Origin of the sequence: Rickettsia endosymbiont of Pantilius tunicatus (assembly GCF_964291875.1) — a bacterium.
Lineage (GTDB): Bacteria > Pseudomonadota > Alphaproteobacteria > Rickettsiales > Rickettsiaceae > Rickettsia.
In genome coordinates this window covers 666,825-689,166 of record NZ_OZ198175.1, presented here as the reverse complement: position 1 = coordinate 689,166, position 22,342 = coordinate 666,825, and the positions used below count along the sequence as shown (strand labels likewise).

The window sequence follows — 22,342 nt, the reverse complement described above, 5'->3', positions numbered from 1 at the left end:
TTTAACAAATTAATTTATTACAAAAAAAGTAAATATGAATTAATAAATTTTGACTTTTTTCATCCCCAAGTTTTCCCTTTAATCCATAGTAAAACCTATTGTTGTAAAAACATCTCATTAAATTAATAAATCTATTAATATTTAATATAAAAGTTAACAAGCAAGATTAGTTTAATATAGACTTATTAACAAGTGTATACCAATTAACAATATATAGTTTTATTAAAAATAATTAATAAATAGGGTTAGAGATTATGAGGAAAAAATCCAGCATACTAAAAAGTTTTTTAGCTACTGCTTCTTTATGTGGATCATTACTTTCAAGTTTTAATGCAGCAGGTGCATTACTTAATGTTACGGGTAGTGCGGTATTAAGTACTAATTCCGGTCTTTCGGGGTCTTTTAATAGCGGAGATAGTCTTAATATAATACTAGGTACTTCTGCTAATACTATATTAGCAGATAAAGATGATGTTGTAATTAGCGGAATAGGAACAACTCTTAATCTCTTAAAATATGGTGGAGTAAAGGTAAGTGGTAAGAATGTATCAATAGGTGCACTTAGTGCTTTAGTACCTCTTAATACTGATTTTGGTACCCTTTCATTTACTGCTGATAAAGCTAGTGCAACTATTACAGCTATTGGTACTGGTAATCTAATGTTTAACAGTGTGGATTTTGCCGGTAAAAATTCTACTTTACAGATTAATGATAATCTAACTATTGCAACTCCTATAGATAATACGGTAGCTGCAGTTAATGGTACATTAAATCTAGGAAACGGCGTAACTATTACTAAAGATATTGGTGGTACTAATTCTTTACTTGCAGTTAATATTAACGGTAGTGGTAACATAAACTTTGGCGGGATTGTTAAGGCAAAAGATATTAACTTAGGGAACTCTTCAGCAAATGTTACTGCAACAGGTTTAGTTACAGCACCATTAAATTATACACAAGGAGGAACATTTACTGCTAGTGCAGGTATTAAAGGTAATATAGATTTTAAAAACCAAGCTGGGACATTTACTTTAGCTGACAATATGACAATTACCGGTAATATAAATAGCACCGGTGGGGTAAAAGGTACATTAAATTCTGTAGGCGGTACTATTACCGGAACCATCAATAATTTAAAGTTACTGCAATGTAATGGTGGCACTGATAAAACCCTTAAGTTACAAGGCGATGCTATATAATAGATAGTTTAGTTTTTGCAAATGCTGCTGCTTCTGGAACTGTAAATGCAGTTGGTAAATTAACCCTTGGTGGTCTTACTTTTAACAATAATAACAACGCGGGTGGTACTTTAATTATTGGTGCAGCAAGTACTATTAACGGATCAATATTAAATGGTATAAAAGGGACAATAAAGTTAAACGCTAATTTAACAATTAATGATCCAAGTGCTGGTTCAGTAAATGAAATTGATATAGCAGATAACACCACTTATACAATTGATTCTGTAAATGGCGATATAGATCTATTAGCAAATAATAGAAAAATAATATTTGAAGGAGTGGATTCACAGTTAGCCTTAGTAAATAGCAGTAGCACGAATGCTAGAACATTTACTTTAAATAATAATCTAAATCCCTCATCGACTCAAGATGGTTACGGAATAGTAAGAGTAAGTACAGCCGGAAAGGATTTAACTATAACAAATGATGCTACAATACGCACATAGGTCAAGATAATGACCATCGCCTGAAAGAATTCATAGTTAGTACTATTGGAACTCCTGGGAATCCTGGAAGTATCACAATTGATTATATCGTGTTTACTAAGCTCTTAAGTATGAATAGCTTAGGTATAGTAACACTTAATAAAGCTTTAGATTTAGGAGCAGGTGGTACTATAGCATTTGGTGCAGACGGTACACTTATTGCAAATGGTATAACGGGTAGTGTTACTACTTCTAAAAACGGTCAAGGGACGTTAACAATAAATAGCGGTAGTGTTACAGGTACTATAGGTGATGCGACTAATTCTTTATTAGCAGTAAATGATTAATGGAAATGGTAATATTACTTTCAGTGATATCATTAAAGCAGAGACTATTACTATAAATAATGCAGCAGCAAATGTTGTTGTTACGGGCTTAATTACCGGAACATTAAACTATAATGCAAATGCTACCTTATTTGCCCAAGGTGGTATTAACGGTGGTGTAAATTTCAATGCAAATGGTGGTAATTTTTCTGTATATTCTAATGCTGGTCAGACCTTAACAGCAAATTTTGACAATCTAGATGCAGGAGCATATGGTTCAGTTACTATAAGCCATAATGGAGATGACGCTGGAACGGCTGCTATAATTAATGGTACTGTAGGTGGAACTAACCCTATTGCGAATTTCAATATTATAAACGGGAATGAATTTAGTACTAATATTGTACTAAACGGACCAATTAATGCAACAAATATCTTGTTTAAGCGTGATGTTGATGAAAAACCTAATTTTACTATAGCTATAAATAATAATATTACAGGTGCAATTCAAAATGTTAGTAATGGTAAGAATAATTTTGTATTGAACATAGCAGATGGAAAAAAGATAACAGGGACTATAGATTCGCAGGATGTCCTGTCAACAATTATAAACCTTGCAGGTAATAACGAAATTACAGGAGCTATTACAAATGCTTCCACTATTAACTTTAACGGGGCAAACATAAAACTTGATTCTACCGTAAATTCTACAAATTTTGTTGTCGCTAATGATGGAGCTAGTGCAATTGTTACTGATCTTATGACTGGTGATTTAGGATATAAAGCCGCAGGCAGTGTAACAGCTACCAGCGGGCTTACAGGTGGGGTAGATTTCCAAAATCAACGGAATATTTACTTTAGGTGCAGGCAAAACACTTACAGGTTCAGCAATTAGTACTGGCGGAAGAAGTGGGACATTTGTTTTTGTAGGTGATAGAATAGTAACCCAAAACTTAGGAATAGATGGAGCAGGATTAACACAAATAATATTTAATGGTACAGATGTAGTACGAGGCGGCGTAGACGCAACGACTTTAACAGTTAATGCTGGAGCAAACGCTGCAATAGCAAAAGATACGACAGGTAACGCAGTTTATGACGGAGCTGGAAGTTTAACCTCTACTGGAAATTTCAAGGGTGATGTAAATTTCCAAAATCAAACCGGAACATTTACTTTAGGTGACGGCTCTACTATAGACGGAATTGTAACAAGCACTGGCGGTGTGGCTGGTACTTTAAATTTCATCAGTAATGGTACAGTAACTAAAAATATAGGTGCTGATGCTGAAAATAGCCCAGCTATTATAAATCTTCAAGGTGATAATACATCGAATGTAGCTCTAAATAATAATGTGTTTGCAGGAAATATCAATTTTATAAATGGTGGAAAGCTTCAGCTTAGCGGAAATTTAAAAACGCCTAACCTTGATTTTAAAACAACTGGTGGTACTTTAGAATTTAACGGCAATGGTCAATATATTCTAGATGCTACTATAAATGGCGATAATGGTGTATTAAATGTTTTAGCTACATTAACGGCTACCAATGTAGGTACGCTTAAAACAATTAATATAGGAAACAATCTAGCCTCACAAATTTTTACTATTAAAGAAAATAATCCTAATGTCACTCTTCTAAGTATAGCGAATAGTAGTATTAACTTTAATAATGCAAATTCAGAGTTAGTAATATCTGCTCCAGTAGAACAAACTACTACATTTGCCGCTAGCTTAGCAGGCTTTACTGGTGGCGGTGGTATAGTCTCTTTAGATGGTAGTACTGCAAATTTAACTGTAAGTGGTCAAAATGGTGCAACACTTGGTACGGCTGGCAATGCACTTACTGCTTTAAATATTAAGGGTAATGTTACAATTAGTGATAATTTAGACGTTCATGATACCAATCAGTTAAACATTAAAGCTGGAGCAAATCTTACTGATCAAAGTTTAACATCAGCTTTAATTCAAAATATAGTTATAGGTGAAGCAGGAGCAAATGGAGCAGCTACTTACGGCTTAGATGCAGAAAGTAGAGATTTTGATTTAAGTACTACTAAAATGAAATTTATTAATGCAGATTCTGCCTTAAATCTTCAAAATAGCTCAACTATTACTGATCGAACCATCACTTTAACAGGAATTTTAAATCCAGGCGGTGATCAGTGCGGTAAACTAAAATTAACTGCGGGTGCTAAAGATTTAATAATTTCTGATGGTGGTAATGGTTATACGCTTGGTATAGACGGCAGCAGATTAAAAGAGATAGCTTTCATTAGTACTGGTGATGGTATAGTTAAATTAAATGCCGATATATTTGTTGAAAAAATTGTACTAGATGTTGATAGCATAGAATTAAAAGGAGTAAATTCAGATATTTATTTTGAATATGAGACAGTTTACTCAGCAACAGGTGATATAAACGGTAAGGTAGACTTCCAAGGTAATGCAGGTGTAATAAATCTTGCTGATGGAGTAAATATTAATGGAACTGTTACAAGCACTGGTCAGAATGGTACATTAACTTTCCTAGGTGCGGGACAAGTTACCGATTTAATTACTAATATAGCTATGCTAAAAGCTGGAGCAGGCAATGTATCTTTAACTGCTGGCGGTAACTACTCTATCGGCGAAATTCAGGGTAATGGTAATAATAACCTAACTTTTGCAGCAGGCACTAATTTAACTGGCGGCATTAATACAAGCGGCGGTCAGGTTGTAAATCTAATCTTTACAAATGGCGGTAGTGTTAGTGATAGTATAGGTTCAAGTGCAGCGGTCGGTAATATTACAGTGCAAGCAGGTAGTGTAAGCTTTGGCAATACTGTTAATAGTGGCAATATTGTTCTATTAAATGGTGCTACTGTAGAAGTTAAGAATAATTTAACTGCTACCGATATTTCTAGTGATAATACTAATAGCGGTACTTTAAAATTAAATAACCCAGCACCTATTAATATAACATCTACTATTGGGGCTAATAATTCTCTTAATACTATAGAAGTAGCAAATAGCGATGCTAAAATTTCAGGCGGCTTAAATGCTCAAAATATTAACTTTTCTAATGCAAACAACGCAGCAACTTTAACTTTAAATGCAGCAAGTAATGTTACAAACGTTACTACAGCAGGAAATAATACTCATACAATAGCAGTAACCGACTTTACAGCAAATGGAGCAATAGGTACTGATACTAATAAATTAAAATCAATAGAGTTACTAGGCAATGGCTTAGTCAATATTAATACTGATAAGTTCTATTCAGGTGTAACTACTGCTAATAACAGACAAGGTAATGTAAAACTTAATATTGATGGTGCTAGTAGTTATGATTTAGGTAGCAACGGGTAAAAGTTTAGCAAACGTTCAGTTTAGCGGTAATAATACTGTCAAAGGTGATCTATATGCTGGCAATGTTAATATTGATTCAGGTAAGACTGTTAATTTTGATCGTGGAACTAATAATACAAATCCTAAGACTTTAAACCTCCCTAACGCCATAGTAGATGGTACACCGCTACCTCGTTCACTTCAATTATTTACTTATTTAACCGATGTTGCGGCAAGTAATTTTAATTTTGCAGATTCTACTTCGTCTGCAGAATTCAAAGATGCAGTTTTAGTGAATGCCCCAATTAATAATGGCGGTACTGTAAAATTTGATCAAAATGTTTGGTTCAAAGAAGAAGTTAAAAATGTACAACGATTAGAATTCTCACCTAACACGTCTGTTATACTTGAGAAAAATATACAAGCAGGTACTTTAATAGCTGATAAAGCAAAATTAATTTTAACAGCTAACTCAGTGGTGGAGGGTGACCTAAACGTAACAGATGCCATTTTAGATTTAGCAAATTATGAGTTAAAACATACGGGAAATGTTACACATAATGGCACATTAAATATTATTACATATTTTGATACAACATTAAAAACAGGTGGACATATATTAGTTGATCAGGATTCAAGTTATGATATGTCCAACCTAAATAAAATAATAATCAATGTAGTATCAAGATCAGATACAACTAAAATTGCAAAAGGTGATAAGCATCAAATAGTTACTCTTAATGAGGGAGCAACTTTTTCCCCGTATCCTAACAGCGATGTAACTATTAATTCTAGCGATACAGGAAATAAATGGGTAAATTGGGTTAGTGATGGTACTGGATTTGCATTAGTTGCAGATGATGTAGATGGCGGTGGCGGTGGTAATGGCTCTGGCGGTTTAGATCTATCTGTAATAAACCCTATAACGAATCCTATAGCTAGCGGTATAGCAACACAATTAGCTAATAATGTTAAGGATTCTGACACTACTAGTAGTGCTGCACAATTAAAGAAAGATCTAGAAGCTATGCCTACAAATACTATGATTGAAACGTTAGATCGTTTAGGTCATAGAGTAAATATTGCAGAAGTTAGTGAGGGAGTTGGAGAATTTACTAATATGGAACTCCAAAATATATTAACCGATGTTGCTATAAACATGGATAACTTAACCTCAGAAGGAATTTTTGGACGATTAGAAGAATTAGGAGACGAAACTAGATTAAGCGGACTAAATGAACCAAATTCAACTCTTAAAAATAATAATACTAGCGGTAGAAGACGTACTATTAATAGAACTCAAGCCGCAACTGCTGCCGGTGATGAAGATAATATCGGTACTGGCGTTTGGGGTGTACCATTCTATGGCATCGCAACACAAAAATCTAAAAATGGTGCAAGTGGTTATAAATCCAATACTGGCGGTGGTATAATAGGGATTGATTATGCAGTCGATGATTCTATAGTACTTGGTGCTGCTTATACTAGAGCAGAGAGTAAATTACGCCATAAAAATACTAAAATTGGTGATAAAACTAAAGCTACAAGTAATATATTTTCTGTTTACGGGCTTTATAACTGGCTACAAAACAACTTATTTGCTGAGTTTATAGGTTCGTATGGTAGAAATAGAATAAAAAATAAGGAAAAACGTATTACTTCTACAGGTAATCAAACTGCTATAGGACAATTTACCAATAGTTTTTATAGTGGTGAATTACTTGGAGGTTATAATTATGTCATACCTAATTCTAACCTTACAACCTTAACTCCTATGCTTGGAATTCGTTATGCTACATTTAAAAATAACAGCTATAACGAAAACGGTACTACTTTCCAAAATTTATCAGTTAGAAGAAATTCATATAATAAATTTGAGGGGATAATCGGATTAAAAGGTACAACTAATTTCTTTGTAGAAAATATAATATTAAAACCTGAGTTACATGGCTTTATAAATTATAACTTTAATAATAAAACCCCTAATATCGCTGCATATCTTGATGGAAATGACGAACCGCTTACAACAATTGGATTTAAACCAGCAAAAGCTCTTTATAATGTAGGCTGTGGTGTTTCAACTAGATATAATATGTTAGAACTAGGTATTAGATATAATCTATCTCTTGCAAAGAAATATATTGCTAACCAAGGTTCTTTAAAAATTAAAGTAAATTTATAGATTAATATTGACTTCCTCACATAATCTCACATAGTAGCTATGTGAGATTATAAATGAGCCTGCAAAATTTTCGTATTCATAAAAGATTAAGTTTAAATCCTGAAACAGTTGAAGCTATATTAAATTAAATATTTGAGTTAAGCTATTATAGGTAAATAGATTTCCGTAACGTCCCCACTCTGTTACAGTATTTAATATGTTTGTAAGCTCGGCTCTGTCCAAATAAGTGTGTAAATTTCCCAAAGGTTATATAAAAGAAAATATAACAAAAAGAGAAATTACAATGACAGAGAAACAAAATGCTGCAATGGATCAAGCGATAGATTTATTGATCAATAATGATACAGATGTATCAACTTTATTTGCGTAGGATGGTTTATTAAAAGAACTGACCAAGCGTCTTGTAGAGAGAGCTTTACAGTCTGAGATGAATAATCATTTAGGATATAGCAAGTATAATCAAAGTGCTGCCCAGAATTCACGTAATGGTTATAATACAAAGAATCTAATTACAAAGAATGGTGCTGTTGAGATTGAGGTACCAAGAGATAGAAATAGTAGCTTTGAACCATCATTGGTAGCAAAGCGTCAAAGAAGACTTGATGGTTTTGATGATAAAGTACTATCTTTGTATGCTAAAGGTATGAGTTTATCAGATATAAAATTACAGCTTCAGGAGTTATATGGAGCTGATGTAAGCAAGAGTTTAATTAGCGGGATCACAGATGATATAATAGAGGATGTTAAGCTATGGCAGAGCCGTCCATTAGATCCAGTATATGCTATAGTATTTTTTGATTGTTTAATAGTAAAAGTGCGTCAAGATAAACGTATTATCAATAAATCAGTATATGTTGCCTTAGGCGTTGATTTAGAAGGACGGAAAGATATTTTAGGATTGTGGATCAGCGAGAATGAAGGAGCTAAATTTTGGCTTGGTAATTTTACTGAGATGAAAAATAGAGGTATGCAAGACATACTGATAGCATGTAGCGATAACCTTAATGGTATGTCTGAAGCTATAGGTGCTGTTTTTCCAAAGACGGAGCATCAATTATGTATTGTACATCAAATTACAAATAGTTTAAGATATGTATCATACAAGGACCGGAAAGAGCTTGCTGGTGATTTAAAACCTATTTATACAGCTAGCACAGAAAAAGAAGCACTTTCCGCTTTAGAGGCTTTTGAATCTAAATGGAATAAACAATATCATCAAATTGCTAAATCTTGGTACGTTCACTGGGATAATTTAATGATTTTCTTAGGATATCCAGAAGAAATAAGGAAAATAATTTATACAACTAATGCTGTGGAATCCGTTAATAGTCAACTTCGAAAAGTTACAAAAAATAAACGGGTTTTTCCAAATGATAATGCTGTTTTTAAAAGCTTATATTTAGCAATTGATTACATGACCAAAAAATGGTCAATGCCTATGCCAAATTGGAATGCGGCTATGGCTCATTTTTTAATAAAATTTGAAGATAGAATCTAGTCCTTTGAAAAAGTTTGCACACTTAATTGGGAAGACTCGTAAGCTCTTCATTTTTATATTCTTTTCTTAAGTGACTAATAAGAGTTTGCTTTTTCATTTGGCTTTTAGATTCTTGTAAAATACGCCTAATAGAAGCAGCTACTGGAATATATTCAATCAAATGTCTACCAAAGATTTTTCTTCTTTCGTCTGCATCCCTATCAAGGAATACCCTACCCGCTCCGGTAATATGGACATCACTATTTTGGATTTCAATGAACTGAAAAAGCTGCAAAGCTCCCAAAATGCTAAAGAAATTATCAGAAGATATATTTAACGACTTAGCTAGAGTAGCAAGGCTAGCCTGACCATTATACGGCTTAGATATTAATATTTCCATCATTCGCTCCATATTATAAGGCTCAGCAGCATGAATCGACATAATATCAGCACTGTTAGATTTTAAATTAATCTTCATCAAATCATAAATTTTATTTACAAGACAAGTAAATTCTTTACTTAAACGATCACGTGGATGCGGTAAAGTAATAGGAATCTCTGCTATAATCTTACCAGGATTGGAAGATAATACCATAACTCTATCACATAGAAATATTGCTTCTTCTATATTATGCGTTACCAATAATATAGATTTTAACGATATAGTTTTTTCTGACCATAAATCTAATAAATCTGTTTTTAATACTTGACCGGTTAAAATATCTAAAGCGGAAAAAGCTTCATCCATCAGTAAAATCTTAGGCTCAACTGCAAGCGATCTTGCAATCCCTACACGCTGTTTCATACCTCCTGAAATTTCTTTTGGATAATTATGTTCATATCCACTAAGCCCTATTATATTTAAAGCGTTTATGGCTTTTCTTCTTACCTCGTCTGATGGTAAATTTTTTGCTTTTAAACCAAGCTCAATATTCTCAAGTACTGTAAGCCATGGAAAAAGAGCAAAATTCTGAAACACCATAGAAATTTCCTCTATTGGTCCTTCAATTTTCTTGTTATTAAATATTACTTCCCCAGTTGTAGGTGGTACTAATGCTGATAATATCCGCAGTAAAGAGGATTTACCTGAACCAGATTTACCAAGCAACCCAACAATCTCTTTTTCATAAAGAGTAAAATTAATATTATCTAGAATTTTAACTTCATTACCTGATGGAGCAATAAAACTTTTATTTATTTCTTTTAAAATCAATATGTCTTTATTGGTCATAAGATTATTTCTATTAATTAGGCGATTTCAAAGTCGTCATTGTGAGAAGAAACTGAAAGTTTCGACGAAGCAATCTCATTAAACATCCTGAGATTGCCTTGTCGCTTCGCTCCTCGCAAGGCATTGTTGCGTGGATCATTCTCTTCTGTCATCCCGTGATTTATTCATGGGATCCAGTTAAAAATACTAATAAAATTAGTATTTTTTATTATTTTCTGGATCTAGTTCCCAAGCCACGGTATGACACCGAGGCGTTTTTCGATCCACGCAACAAAGCCTCCTCATAATGACGTATGGTAAATTAAGTTGAAGTTTGCGTATTAAAGAATTGAATTAAAGCATTATATAATTGATCAAATTGAGTAATTGTAGCTTTAATCCATCGCTTCATATTGGCCCAAAATTTCTCTATTGGATTTAGATCAGGGGAGTAAGGTGGTAAGAATATTATCCTACAACCTACTGATTCTATTAGTTCTTTGGTCCTTTGAGACTTATGGAAAGCAGCGTTATCCATCACTACAACTTGTCCAGGTTTTAGCTCTTTTATTAAAAATTCTCCAACCCAACTTTCAAATAATTGTCTATTACATGTTCCATTAAATATCATCGGTGCTATACACTCTTTATTAACATAACCAGCTATGATATTTGTTCTGTTGTAATATTTACCGCTTTTTTTACCAATAAGTTTTTCGCTTTTTTTGCCCCATCCTCTATCTTTGCAGATATTTATCTCAATACCACTTTCATCAATATATACAAGATGTTCTATTGGTATATCTTTTATGACCTCTTGGTACTTATCTCGCTTTTCTTGACTTGCTTCCAAGTAGGAAAAGTCTTTTTTTTATAGCTAAAACCTAGTTGCTTTAACCAATAATACGCACCCACAGAACTCATATTAAAATACGTACCCATTTCTAATAATGTGAAATTAGGATTAGAACTCACGTACAACTCAACATCTTGACTTGTTACCCGTCCTTTTTTGCCTCCTATTCTTCTTGCTAAATAATGTCCTTCGGACTTATATCTCTTATACCAATTCCTTACTGTGTTTGCTGCTATTTCAAATCTTATCGCAGTGCTATTGCAGCTATTACCTCTTTCTACATATCCTATAACTCTTTTTCTAAAATCTTGACTATATGATCTTGGCATTTTCCTTTATATATATCATCCCTATACTCAAACCTCAACTTAATTTACTATAGTATAAAACAACATCTAACTCAACTTACTTTTACTTACCGACAAATTATATAACGGACGCCATACTAAACGGCTTATAACTATAACATACAGTGACATTACCACTACCCCGATAGCTACTCGGCTATAATCACTAGCATTTGCAGCATTTGTAATATACGAACCAAGACCAATTGCAGAAATACGCACATTTCCCCAAGATACTATTTCTTCTACTATACTTGCATTCCAAGCTCCTCCATAAGCTGTTATAACGCCAGTAACTATATGCGGGAAAATTCCGGGTAATATAATATTTTTCCACCATAACCATCCTTTAACACGAAATATATTAGCTGATTCTTTTAGATCAGTAGGAAATGCTGAAGTTCCAGCTATAACATTAAAGAGAATATACCATTGCGTGCCAAGTATCATAAGAAAACTCAAAGCTATGTTAGGATTGAGATTATAGTGTGAAATAAAAATAACCACGAAAGGGAATAAAAAATTAGCAGGAAATGCTGAAGCAATCTGTATTATATGTAATAGTTGAGATTTGATCTTACATTTAGTAAAATAAATTAATTATTAAATGGAGATAAGAAATGAACTTAAATCAAAAAATAATAAAGCCAAAATTAGGATTACTAGAACTCGCTAAGAGTCTTGGTAGCATATCATCAGCATGTAAAGCGATGGGCTATAGCAGAGATAGTTATTACAGATTTAAAGAACTGTATGAAACTGGTGGTGAAGAAGCGTTGTATGAAATTAGTCGAAGAAAGCCAATAATAGCCAATAGAGTTGATCCAGTGATAGAGAAGGCAGTAATGGATATGGCAATAGAATATCCAGCATATGGTCAGCTAAGAGTATCAAATGAGCTTAAGAAGAGCGGTATACTTGTATCACCTGGAGGAGTGAGATCAATTTGGTTACGTAATGATTTAAACAATATCAATAAAAGGCTTAAAGCATTAGAAGCAAGGATGGCTCAGGATGGTATTGTACTTACTGAATCTCAGTTACAAGTACTAGAGAAACGACGTAGCGAAAAAGAAGCCCATGGCGAGATTGAGACACAGCATCCAGGTTATCTAGGATGCCAAGATACATATTATGTAGGAAATTTTAAGGGTATAGGTAAGGTTTATTCTCAGGTATTTATTGATAGCTATAGCAGAGTAGCTGATGCTAAACTATATACTGATAAAACAGCTTTAACTGCTGCTGATATGCTTAATGACCGCGTGTTACCATGGTATGAAACTCAAGGCATACCAATACTTCGTATTCTGACAGATCGCGGGTCAGAATATAAGGGAAATATAGAGCATCATGCTTTTGAATTATTTCTAAGTATCGAAGGTATAGAACATACTATTACTAAAGCATATTCTCCTCAAACAAATGGTATGTGTGAACGTTTTAATAAAACTATGACACAAGAATTCTTTGATACAGCTATGCGGAAAAGGATCTACACTGATCTTGATGATTTACAATTAGATCTTGATATTTGGTTAGAGCATTTCAATAATGAGCGACCACATTCAGGAAAATATTGTTATGGTAAAACGCCTATGCAAACTTTTAAGGATAGTAAGAAATTAGCTATTGAAAAGAACAATGAAATCTTATATCTTGAATACTCATCTGACAGTCATAATTTATCAGATATTCAGATATAATTTTTATAGTGTCTGTAAGATCAAATCTTGACTTCTACATATTATAGGCATCATTTTTTCGGTATAGCTATTATTTAATCCGATAAATACACCAATAGGTACCCATATAATGATAGCTAAAATTACCATAGCAATTACTCTTAACAGAGTAAAAAACCTAATTTTATTACCAATAAAAACTCAGGCAAGCTAATTGCTGTTTTAACAAAATCATAGCATTTATTTGCAGCATATATTGCTAAACAAGCTAAACACCCATACCATATGATAGCTATAAATAAATTTGGTATGGGTTTTATAAAGATAATATAGACCTTAGATAAAAGATTTGAGATAATTTTTGTTATATTATTAACAAGAAAATTACATGGTATTAATATAACAGAGATAATTTTTGCTATATATGTGGTGATAAAATTTGTCTTTTTGAATAAATCCAGAACCATGGATTTAGGGGTACAAGTTTTTACTATATTTTCATAACGAAACTTATCCGCCCACACAATTAACGGACGAAATATAATTTGATCATATAATATAATTACTATAAACATAGTGATTACAGAATAAATTATAGAAATTATATCTTTCTCATATATAGCTTTAGCTATATACGAACCAATGCCAGGCACACTAATTGTATTTCTACCTATTACTATAGTCTCTGATGCTACCAGTAAAAACCAACCACCAGACATCGACATCATACTATTCCAAATTAGTCCTTGTGTGGCAAAAGGCAATTCAAGTTTTAAAAATTTTTTCAGTGGGGAAAGTTTAAATACGCTATAGCTTAATGCGATAAGATAGTGACTTAGAGTATGAGTTAGATTATACTAAATGAAAAACTTATGGCAAAGGCATATTCATACGATTTAAGAATACGAGTAATAAAAAGTTTAACAGATGGTAAAACAATAAAAGAGACTTCTGAGATATACTCTATTAGTAGGAAGACTATAATAGAATGGAAAAAATTAAAGAAACAAACCGGCGATATCAAAGCAAAAAGTGGTTATCATACAGGACATCGTAGAATAATAAGAGACATAGAAGGATTTAAAAAATTTATAGAATTAAATTTTGATAAAACCACCATGGAACTAGCTAACAACTGGAGTCAAAAAGTATCTGCAAGTACGATATCAAGATTGCTTAATAAATTAGGTTATAGTTATAAAAAAAACTTTTCTTCATCCCAAAAGAGATGTTGGTCTAAGGAATGAGTTTATATTGAAACTAAAAACTATAGACAAACAAGATTTAGTATTTATCGATGAATCTGGGATAGAAGATAATAGCTGTAGAGTGACTAACGAATATTAGAATTCCCTATGACGAATATTAAAATTACCTATTTTTGAGTAAAAAATATTGTCTAGTGTATTATATTATTATCCTCCAATTTTATAGTTAATTTTTTTTCTTTTGCTGTAGCGATTCTATAACTTTCAGTATTCAGTTCAAGAATTGAAGAATGGTGAACCAATCTGTCAATGGCTGCTGATGTAGTCATTTCGTCTTTAAAAATGGAATTCCATTTTGCAAAAACTAAATTGCTAGTAATTAATACACTACGCATCTCATAACGTTCAGCTAATAAGGTAAATAAAACATCAGTTTCCTCACGATTATATGGTACATATGATATATCATCAATTATCAATATTTCAAAATAATCGAATTTTTTAATAATTTGCTTAAGTTTTAAACTAAGCTTTGCTTCTAGTAATTGTTGAACCAAATTAGCTGCTGTTGTATATAATACACGCCTACCGGCAAGACACCACTCACGTGCTAAACCTATACTAAGATGACTTTTGCCAGTACCAGGATTACCAAAAATAAGTATATTTTCATAGCGATCCATAAATTCTCCTTGTGCAAGATATTGGATCTTAGTTGACGATAATCCTGGGATACGCTTAATATCAAAGTTGCTTAATAACTTATCTCGAGAGAGTTTTGCTTGCTTTAGCAATCTGGCGATACGTTGCTGATGTCTATGTTCTAACTCACGTATGGCTAACTCTTGTAGATAATCTATATATGTTTTCTTTTCTTGCTCAAAGCTTTCTGCAACTGATTTATAGCATGATGCAAAAGTAGGTAAACAAAGGTTCTTGAGTAAATTATTTAGCGGTTGCGGAGTTATTATCTTTTTACTCATGCGACCTCCATTGTTTTAAAGCAATGTAATTGATCATATTCGGACAGTACTGGTTGATTAATTTTTACTGAACAAACAGTTTTAGTCTGACTATTTAGTAAATCTGTAATATGATCAATTATTGGTTCAATCTTCTCTTCTACTAGCATTTCTAATGCAGCAACTACATTCAATTCTCCATACATTTTTGCTAATTGTAATATTTTAAGATATATTTTATGCCCCTTATATGGATATATAGATATCAGCTGGTCATATACCTGACGAAATATAGCACGTGGAAATAAAGCTTCATAATATTGATATTGGGCAAATGCTCCAGGTTTACGTACTAAACTATCAATGATATGTCTATAATCAATAACATAGCCATTGCTGATTCTAAACATTTTTTGTAAACATTTGTTACCATAGTAAAGCTCTATTTCTTCAGAATAAATATAAGCTTTTAAAGTATAACCTATTAAGCGACTAGGCACAGAATAAGCTACAGATAAAATACTAACTGTACTGCTTGGGTTAACACGTACTGATAATATTGTAGGTGCATTCCATTTCCTGATTGGTAACTCTTTTAAATAAACTAATTCTTCAGCTAATTTTTCTTTTCTACAGCTATTGCGCTTTTCTTTAATTTGTGTAAGGAATAATTCATAAGCTTTTAAATCAACAAAATTACGTGATCCACGTAATAGCAAATGTTGATTCACTGCTTGCTTAAATGTATCATGACTTTTTTCAACAGAACCATTTTCATGACTGACACCGGGATTATTTCGCGATGGTGCAACATCGTAATAACCAAGCAATTCTTGCCATTTTTCTGTAAATTGTCTACTATTACCACATTGCTTGGTAGCTGCACTTAAATTATCTGTACGATGCTCTGGTAAAACTCCACCTAACTCCCATACAGCTTTTTCAAACCCTGATGCTAATGTATCAAAACTTTCACTATGGCATATGCTGAAAGTTTCCCAACATGAATAAGGCAATATAAAATGAAATAGTAAATGAGAATATGGTTTCCCATCAATACAAATACCTAATTGATTCATATTGGTCCAATCAGACTGGCTTTGTTTGCCAGGAAGAATATTTTGTAAAAAGATGACTGGCTTATCCTTACCATGTTCAGCTCTCCATTGTTTCAACCTTTTCTGCAAACAGCGTAATTGCTTTCCATTATAATTTCCATGATACTTTTCTGTCAAATATGCTAATATGGTAGTTGCTTGCAACTCCGGTGCTGATCCTAGCATTGATTCTATTTCATCCCAGTGCTTAACAAATGGATCCTTACGTGTCCTATATTTACGTACTGTTCGTAATTCGCTTGGATACTTATTAACACCTAAATATTTACGTGCTGTTTTTACACTCATACCTGCTTTTGCAGCAGAAATTATCTGATTATATTTTTTGATCTTTTGCATTAAAATACCTACTTGTTTATTTGTACATGTCATCAGTAATTCTCGAATAATAAATAAATCTTAAAAAGAAATTTTTATTCGATATTACTGTCCATAGTTACTTCTTTTTTATAGGTAATTTTAATGTTCGTTGAGGGTATTTCTAATATTCGTTAGTCAGTAGAGAACACGGGTGGAGCATTATCGGTCAAAGATGTTATGGTGAAAGGGTCTATCAACATAAATCACGGATTAGTATGATTGCTGGGGTGTCTGCCAAAGATATTATTGCCCCAATAATATTTGATGGGACATGTAATAAGGACATTTTTGAAACTTATGTACAAGAGATATTGATTAAAGAGTTAAAGCCTGGTCAGATAGTAGTAATGGATAATATTAATTTTCATAAAAGTACAAAAGTGAAAACGTTAATTGAATCTGTTGGTTGCAGTATTTTATTTTTACCAACTTACTCTCCTGATTTAAATCCTATTGAGCATTACTGGTTTAAAATCAAGAACGAAATAAGAAAAACTGTTTATAATTTTGAGCACTTTTTTGATGCGGTTTACTATGCTCTTGAAAAAGTCACTACCTTATCGCATTAAGCTATACTTGCTTCGATTAAATCATTTGGGATAGTTTTAAGTGATTGATAAAAGCTAAAGGCTATATTAGGTACTTGGTTAGTAAATGTAGCAAATATTACTGCACATTCTATACCTAAACTACTATTTGGAAATATCAATACAAACCATGTAACAGTAAATGTTAAAAAGCCTAATATTGGTATTAAAATATTTTCTGCTGTTTTATATTTTGCAGCAATAGTCCCGTATATTATAGCAGTGATCAACGAAATAATAATTGCTATAAACATTCGTTATGTAGTTTGCAGCGTATATTCTAATAAATGGACTGGATCTAAATATATTTCATTTTTTGCAATAGCCACAATGGATGAATCCATTTCATGCAGTCCCTTACCTATTGCAAATATAATTCCGGATACAATTACTATTATACATAGATCCCAAATATTAAATGAGCCTCTATGAAAATTGTTTTTATATATATGCATGTGCTTTGCTTTAAAAATTAGAAAACGTCATTTCGAGAAGAAACTGCAAGTTTTGACGAAGCAATCTCAGGATGCTTAACGAGATTGCCACGGCGATGCTACGCATCTCCTCGCAATGACGACAAAAAACACTTTACTCCAAACGTTCAATATATGTAATAGCCTTATTAAGATCATATTGATTAACTGCAAAAGGACCACGGAAAGGTTTATCTAATATAAATAATAAGAAAATCATAGAACCGGAGGTTATACAAACTAACATGACTGAAATTTTATGCAAGTAGACCCTAATCCCAAGCATACAAATAAAAATTAGGTTAATTAGTAGTCATAATAAATACGACTACCCAATATTGAACATTTAAGGAAAAATAAGACATTTTAATCCTATTATACCTGATAGTATAAAGCTCTTTGATCTCTTTAACTATTTCTTTCTTGATAAATAATTGCATCTGATCATTTACTTTATAATCTTTAAGACGACTAGTAATATCTTGTAGGAAACTAAGAGCCTCATGACCGATTTTTTTTACCCTCTCTCATTAACTGCCATTCACGCCCTACTACATTTTGTGCATAATTTTTAATATCTGCATAAATTGCAGGTTTCATCTCGTGGGGAAGCCAGCTAACACTATCTGCAAGTCTCATCAATATTGTAGATTCGGTTGCTACTACTTCCTGAGCCTTATTAAAATTACCAAGCAGATATATTAATACAAAACCAGTTGATACTGCATACATGCTTCCTACTACACCTGATAAAAATCCTCCAAGGCTGCCTAGTTCTTCTCTTTGGAAATTAGTTGGAATAATATATTTAGAGAGATATAAGCATATACTGCAAAACCCCATTAAAATAATGTTGATTATAAGAAATAAGACAATATTAGGAATGTCATAAATAAAATCAATTATCTGGTCAGGCATAGAATAATATTTATGTTTGTATCATTTTAAATAGTTAGCTGCTATACAATGTCATTCCCGCAAAAGCGGGAATCCAGCATAAAGCGAGATAACATCGAGCTTTTATTTTAAAAAATTTACTGTATTTAGACCTCCACTTCCTCCAAGGTTATTGTAGAGTCTGCAAGCTTAGAAATTTTCTCAATTTTTAAACGGGCTTCTTTGAGTTTCTTTTCACAGTGATTTTTAAGCAAAATACCACGCTCAAAACTATTCACTGCTGCTTCTAAAGTCTCTTGCCCGTTATCTATTTTTTTTACAATTTCTTCAAGTTCGCTTAAAGCTTCTTCAAAGCTAATATTTTCGTCTAAATTTTTATTAGTAGTCATGTGTTTTTATTTTTAATGGTTAACTAAATCAGTTGCCTCTGTAGTTGTTGGTGATATTAGCAATTTTTTTAATTCACTACTATCAAAGGTCTTTTTAGGAGCAAACATACTTCCTTGTACTTTCAAACTAAGATTGCTTAAAACACTCTTATCTGCATTAGAATTAGTGTTTTTTGTATCAGATTTAACAAGGCTAGACGGAATATAAAAAGATAGCATATTTGACGAATCCATATCAAAATTATATATATTAACTGCGAAAGATGCGGCTCCTGTACTATATTGTGTAACAAAATTTATATCTTTTAAAAGAGCAATACCTTTTTGTAAGTCAATATTACCACTTATACCCGTAATTCTTTGTTGTCCTGTCGTTATTGCACTATTTATATCTTTATCGAGATTCAATGCATTATAATCAAGATTGTTAATTTTTTGTATAAAAGAATCAATGTTAAAGTTATTAACGGTGATGATATTTATAGCAAATTGTGATTTACTAGTAAGATTGTATAATTGATTTTGCAGTGTATTACCGTTAGTAGAAAAACTACCACTGATACTTATCTCACCTTCTGAAGTAGCAAATATTTTAGGTAAAAGTGCTGAAGCTTTATCTAAATCTATTGTGTTTAATGCATATACAAAATTAAGAGAGTAAGGATTTAGCAAAATATTACCACTACCTTGCAATTTACCACCTAATAAGTCTGCTTCAATATTATTGAATTGTAGTAAATTACTATTATTTACTGCATAGAATTTAACATTTTTTAATACTAAATCATTTTGCGACAAGCTAGATAGATTACCATATATTTGTAGCGTAACTTTATCCAAACTATAATCATTTACTAATTTATTTCTTAAATCAAGTAGCTTTGCAGGTGATAATAAATCAGTACTTACACTACCATCTTTAATTTCTACAGTTAAAGATGGTAATACGCTAGAAGCATCCAAATTCCAACTAGTTGATAAGTAACTATTATTTGTTTTAAAATCTAGATTACTAATTTTTACATTAGCTGGTGAAATTTTAGCAAGTAGATTCATCTTATCAAAGGTTTGATCATTATATTTAACACCATCTACTAAAATATCTAAATTAATTATATAAGGATTCGTTCTAATCGGGATAAACTTACTTGGATAATCTAGACTCTTCATATCCTTAGTCAATCCCTGTACAAATTCGATAAAAGGTGAAATTACTGGATAACTATTTTTTGTTAAATCTAAGGAAGATATACTAAGTGTAGCATTTAAATGAGGGGTTTGAGCAATAAATTTACCAGAAAAATTCCCTGATAAATTTAAATTATCCGTCTTTAGTAATAAATCTTTAAAAAATAAATCTATTAAGGTTAGTTTTAACTCAGACGATAGAGTAAATGGTATAGCATCTTTAACTGTGATATCAGCAAATCCTAATATATTTAGCAACGAATTAAAATCATTATGCTTTAAATATATTTGTCCATCAAACATACTTCTAATAGAATTTTGCGTTACATTCCCTAGAAGCTTAAACTCACCACCTGGTTTAATACTTCCTAAGCATTCATCTATTTTTAAAGTACCTTTTGATAAGCTAGAAGTAAATGTTACTTTCTCTAATGCAGTATTATTACTTAAAATTACTTCATCAATTACAATATTGATTTTAAGCAACTTATCCGCAAAAATAAATCTAATATTCGATGGAGCAGTATCAAATGTTACCGGAGTATTTGAAGAGACTATTGAATTTAAATCTATTTTAGAAAAATTTAAATTAACAGTACCAGTAGTAGTATTATTTTTAGCAATACTACTAGCACCACCTCCTGTAATAAATGGTGATTCCACAACTATATCTTTTAACTCTACTGCATCTTCTGAATTTAAAATATTAAACTTAACATTTACTGCACTTGTTTGATTCAGCTTATTTAAAATATGGCTTAAATCCGGTAGTATATTATACATTGCTAATGCTAGATTTTTGATATTATATTCACCATTACCACCATCAAGCTTAGAATCCTTATAAACTTGTGATAATTTAAAATTATAATCTTTATTATCAATATCAAAGCTAAAATTTACTACATTCTCACTCTTATTAATTGAGCCTGAAATTGTTCCTAATTCATTACTTGTAGTTTTAAATATATAATTAGATGATAAATGTTCCTTTTTAAATGAACAATTAGAAAAATTTAAAATGGAATAATCTTGTTTATTAATAATATTGAGGTTAGTAACATTAAGATTTATATTTTGCAGTTTATATTTAAAAAACTTATCTATCAGCTCTTCATTATTATAAATATTAAGCATCTTAGAATCTGTATAAATCTTAGAATCTAATATTTCTAACTTACTAATTTGAGGGCTAAATTTTATAAGCGACCAGAATGAGAAATAGACTTTAACTTCTTCTAAATCTAATTTTCCTTCTTCCTTTATCGATTCAATAGCTAAATAAGGTATTGGGAATTTATTTATCTTTATTTTTCCGATATTCTCATTGGCAATTCCTAAGCGGCTAGTGAAATTACTTGCAACAGAATTATAATTAACTAGAGACAATGCACCAAAAAAAAGAAATAGTAATAAGGAGCAAGAAATTATTATGCTAGCAATTATTTTTTTTATCATATCTATAAAAAAGTTTTTAATTATATTATTATATATAACTATCAAAATTTAAAGGTAAATTAATGGATTCCTTAAAAAATTTAATTTTAGTCGGTGTAATAAAATCATGCCATGGGATAAAAGGACATGTAATTTTAAGATCTTTTACTGATCCTGCTATAAAAATAACTGAAAAAGAATTAGTAAACGAATCAGGCGAAAAAGTAAATATTAATCTAATTAAACAAAATTCTAAAGGTGAATTAATTTGCCAATTTAATAATATATCTACTCGCAATGAAGCAGAAAATTTAAAAGGCTATAAATTATTTTGTTTACGTTCAAGTTTACCAAAACTAGAAGAAGATGAATTTTATATAACTGATTTAAATAATTTATCAATATTAGATAATAACCATACTGAAATTGGCAAAATTAAACATATCCTAAATTTTGGTGCTGGTGATATAGTAGAAGTAGAATTTTTAGATAAAACAACCGAATTATTACCTTTTAATAAAGATTTCTTCCCCACTATAACGAAAGATTATGCCATTTTAAATTATAAGAGGGATGAATCATAAGGTCATTGCGAGCTGACTTTGCGGCATGTATCGAAAAGCACCATCAGTGTCATCCCGTGGCTTG

At 31.7% G+C, this 22,342-nt stretch carries 18 protein-coding genes and 4 pseudogenes; 10 read left to right on the top strand and 12 right to left on the bottom strand.

What is annotated here, in order from left to right; genetic code table 11:
• Window positions 1-254: 254 nt before the first annotated feature.
• A complete protein-coding gene (locus ACICQC_RS03975; protein ID WP_395477468.1) occupies window positions 255-1,199 on the top strand; it encodes a hypothetical protein in 945 nt (314 codons plus the stop codon).
• Here ACICQC_RS03975 and ACICQC_RS03970 read toward each other — a convergent pair.
• Window positions 1,192-1,449, bottom strand: coding sequence for a hypothetical protein (locus ACICQC_RS03970; protein WP_395477467.1), 258 nt, complete (start codon window positions 1,447-1,449; stop codon window positions 1,192-1,194). The genes ACICQC_RS03975 and ACICQC_RS03970 overlap by 8 nt on opposite strands.
• A 70-nt stretch (window positions 1,450-1,519) precedes the next feature.
• Here ACICQC_RS03970 and ACICQC_RS03965 point away from each other — a divergent pair, with 70 nt between their 5' ends.
• The 5 genes and pseudogenes from ACICQC_RS03965 to ACICQC_RS03940 all read left to right on the top strand — a co-directional run bounded on the left by ACICQC_RS03965 (window position 1,520) and on the right by ACICQC_RS03940 (window position 8,998).
• Complete coding sequence (locus ACICQC_RS03965; RefSeq protein WP_395477466.1) at window positions 1,520-1,687, top strand: hypothetical protein; 168 nt, start codon at window positions 1,520-1,522, stop codon at window positions 1,685-1,687.
• A 110-nt stretch (window positions 1,688-1,797) separates the two neighbouring features.
• Window positions 1,798-2,013: a hypothetical protein gene (locus tag ACICQC_RS03960; protein ID WP_395477465.1), complete on the top strand. Its 216-nt coding sequence runs from the start codon at window positions 1,798-1,800 to the stop codon at window positions 2,011-2,013.
• Window positions 2,006-2,887: a hypothetical protein gene (locus tag ACICQC_RS03955; protein ID WP_395477464.1), complete on the top strand. Its 882-nt coding sequence runs from the start codon at window positions 2,006-2,008 to the stop codon at window positions 2,885-2,887. Before ACICQC_RS03960 ends, ACICQC_RS03955 begins: the two co-directional genes overlap by 8 nt.
• Before the next feature lie 1,501 nt (window positions 2,888-4,388).
• Window positions 4,389-7,500 (top strand): annotated as a pseudogene (locus tag ACICQC_RS10265) (autotransporter domain-containing protein); the annotation flags it as partial.
• 283 nt (window positions 7,501-7,783) lie between these two features.
• Window positions 7,784-8,998, top strand: a pseudogene (locus ACICQC_RS03940) (IS256 family transposase).
• Window positions 8,999-9,020: 22 nt separating this feature from the next.
• On the opposite strand, the gene ACICQC_RS03935 reads toward ACICQC_RS03940, so the two are convergent.
• The 4 genes from ACICQC_RS03935 to ACICQC_RS03920 form a co-directional block, all read right to left on the bottom strand.
• Window positions 9,021-10,208: a nitrate/sulfonate/bicarbonate ABC transporter ATP-binding protein gene (locus ACICQC_RS03935; protein WP_395477461.1), complete on the bottom strand. Its 1,188-nt coding sequence runs from the start codon at window positions 10,206-10,208 to the stop codon at window positions 9,021-9,023.
• A gap of 301 nt (window positions 10,209-10,509) precedes the next feature.
• Window positions 10,510-11,040, bottom strand: coding sequence for an IS630 family transposase (locus ACICQC_RS03930; RefSeq protein ID WP_395477460.1), 531 nt, complete (start codon window positions 11,038-11,040; stop codon window positions 10,510-10,512).
• On the bottom strand, window positions 10,995-11,372 hold the full coding sequence (locus ACICQC_RS03925) for an IS630 transposase-related protein (RefSeq protein ID WP_395476240.1): 378 nt from the start codon (window positions 11,370-11,372) through the stop codon (window positions 10,995-10,997). Before ACICQC_RS03925 ends, ACICQC_RS03930 begins: the two co-directional genes overlap by 46 nt.
• 66 nt (window positions 11,373-11,438) lie before the next feature.
• Window positions 11,439-11,897 carry an ABC transporter permease subunit gene (locus tag ACICQC_RS03920; RefSeq protein ID WP_395477459.1) on the bottom strand — a complete coding sequence of 153 codons (459 nt, stop codon included), beginning with the start codon at window positions 11,895-11,897 and terminating at the stop codon, window positions 11,439-11,441.
• A gap of 113 nt (window positions 11,898-12,010) precedes the next feature.
• Here ACICQC_RS03920 and ACICQC_RS03915 point away from each other — a divergent pair, with 113 nt between their 5' ends.
• Window positions 12,011-13,096, top strand: coding sequence for an IS481 family transposase (locus ACICQC_RS03915; protein WP_395476848.1), 1,086 nt, complete (start codon window positions 12,011-12,013; stop codon window positions 13,094-13,096).
• Between the two features lie 140 nt (window positions 13,097-13,236).
• On the opposite strand, the gene ACICQC_RS03910 is transcribed toward ACICQC_RS03915, so the two are convergent.
• A complete protein-coding gene (locus ACICQC_RS03910; protein ID WP_395477458.1) occupies window positions 13,237-13,839 on the bottom strand; it encodes a hypothetical protein in 603 nt (200 codons plus the stop codon).
• 108 nt (window positions 13,840-13,947) lie between these two features.
• Here ACICQC_RS03910 and ACICQC_RS03905 point away from each other — a divergent pair, with 108 nt between their 5' ends.
• Complete coding sequence (locus ACICQC_RS03905; protein ID WP_395476636.1) at window positions 13,948-14,322, top strand: transposase; 375 nt, start codon at window positions 13,948-13,950, stop codon at window positions 14,320-14,322.
• 152 nt (window positions 14,323-14,474) lie between these two features.
• On the opposite strand, the gene istB is transcribed toward ACICQC_RS03905, so the two are convergent.
• Window positions 14,475-15,266: an IS21-like element helper ATPase IstB gene (istB, locus tag ACICQC_RS03900; protein ID WP_395476338.1), complete on the bottom strand. Its 792-nt coding sequence runs from the start codon at window positions 15,264-15,266 to the stop codon at window positions 14,475-14,477.
• On the bottom strand, window positions 15,263-16,735 hold the full coding sequence (gene istA, locus ACICQC_RS03895; protein WP_395476339.1) for an IS21 family transposase: 1,473 nt from the start codon (window positions 16,733-16,735) through the stop codon (window positions 15,263-15,265). The genes istB and istA overlap by 4 nt, the downstream gene beginning before the upstream one ends.
• Window positions 16,736-16,863: 128 nt before the next feature.
• Between istA and ACICQC_RS03890 the strand changes: the two are divergent.
• Window positions 16,864-17,292 (top strand): annotated as a pseudogene (locus ACICQC_RS03890) (IS630 family transposase); the annotation flags it as partial.
• Here ACICQC_RS03890 and ACICQC_RS03885 read toward each other — a convergent pair.
• The 4 genes and pseudogenes from ACICQC_RS03885 to ACICQC_RS03870 form a co-directional block, all read right to left on the bottom strand.
• Window positions 17,289-17,564, bottom strand: a complete 276-nt coding sequence (locus ACICQC_RS03885; RefSeq protein ID WP_395477457.1) for a hypothetical protein — start codon at window positions 17,562-17,564, stop codon at window positions 17,289-17,291. The pseudogene ACICQC_RS03890 and the gene ACICQC_RS03885 sit on opposite strands and share 4 nt — an antisense overlap.
• A 334-nt stretch (window positions 17,565-17,898) precedes the next feature.
• Window positions 17,899-18,626: pseudogene (locus tag ACICQC_RS03880) on the bottom strand (DUF4239 domain-containing protein).
• Window positions 18,627-18,826: 200 nt separating this feature from the next.
• Window positions 18,827-19,069 carry an exodeoxyribonuclease VII small subunit gene (locus ACICQC_RS03875; RefSeq protein WP_395477456.1) on the bottom strand — a complete coding sequence of 81 codons (243 nt, stop codon included), beginning with the start codon at window positions 19,067-19,069 and terminating at the stop codon, window positions 18,827-18,829.
• 12 nt (window positions 19,070-19,081) lie between these two features.
• The gene (locus tag ACICQC_RS03870) at window positions 19,082-21,715 is read right to left on the bottom strand and encodes an AsmA-like C-terminal region-containing protein (RefSeq protein WP_395477455.1); all 2,634 of its coding nucleotides are present in this window, start codon (window positions 21,713-21,715) and stop codon (window positions 19,082-19,084) included.
• A 62-nt stretch (window positions 21,716-21,777) separates the two neighbouring features.
• Here ACICQC_RS03870 and rimM point away from each other — a divergent pair, with 62 nt between their 5' ends.
• Window positions 21,778-22,278 carry a ribosome maturation factor RimM gene (gene rimM / locus ACICQC_RS03865; protein ID WP_395477454.1) on the top strand — a complete coding sequence of 167 codons (501 nt, stop codon included), beginning with the start codon at window positions 21,778-21,780 and terminating at the stop codon, window positions 22,276-22,278.
• Window positions 22,279-22,342: the final 64 nt, after the last annotated feature.

Excerpts from the sequence above, each read along its gene's own strand:
- ACICQC_RS03975 (WP_395477468.1), top strand. The coding sequence starts at position 255 with ATGAGGAAAAAATCCAGCATACTAAAAAGTTTTTTAGCTACTGCTTCT.
- ACICQC_RS03960 (WP_395477465.1), top strand. The coding sequence starts at position 1,798 with ATGAATAGCTTAGGTATAGTAACACTTAATAAAGCTTTAGATTTAGGA.
- ACICQC_RS03955 (WP_395477464.1), top strand. The coding sequence starts at position 2,006 with ATGATTAATGGAAATGGTAATATTACTTTCAGTGATATCATTAAAGCA.
- ACICQC_RS03935 (WP_395477461.1), bottom strand. The coding sequence starts at position 10,208 with ATGACCAATAAAGACATATTGATTTTAAAAGAAATAAATAAAAGTTTT.
- ACICQC_RS03925 (WP_395476240.1), bottom strand. The coding sequence starts at position 11,372 with ATGCCAAGATCATATAGTCAAGATTTTAGAAAAAGAGTTATAGGATAT.
- ACICQC_RS03915 (WP_395476848.1), top strand. The coding sequence starts at position 12,011 with ATGAACTTAAATCAAAAAATAATAAAGCCAAAATTAGGATTACTAGAA.
- ACICQC_RS03905 (WP_395476636.1), top strand. The coding sequence starts at position 13,948 with ATGGCAAAGGCATATTCATACGATTTAAGAATACGAGTAATAAAAAGT.
- istB (WP_395476338.1), bottom strand. The coding sequence starts at position 15,266 with ATGAGTAAAAAGATAATAACTCCGCAACCGCTAAATAATTTACTCAAG.
- istA (WP_395476339.1), bottom strand. The coding sequence starts at position 16,735 with ATGACATGTACAAATAAACAAGTAGGTATTTTAATGCAAAAGATCAAA.
- ACICQC_RS03885 (WP_395477457.1), bottom strand. The coding sequence starts at position 17,564 with ATGTTTATAGCAATTATTATTTCGTTGATCACTGCTATAATATACGGG.
- ACICQC_RS03875 (WP_395477456.1), bottom strand. The coding sequence starts at position 19,069 with ATGACTACTAATAAAAATTTAGACGAAAATATTAGCTTTGAAGAAGCT.
- ACICQC_RS03870 (WP_395477455.1), bottom strand. The coding sequence starts at position 21,715 with ATGATAAAAAAAATAATTGCTAGCATAATAATTTCTTGCTCCTTATTA.
- rimM (WP_395477454.1), top strand. The coding sequence starts at position 21,778 with ATGGATTCCTTAAAAAATTTAATTTTAGTCGGTGTAATAAAATCATGC.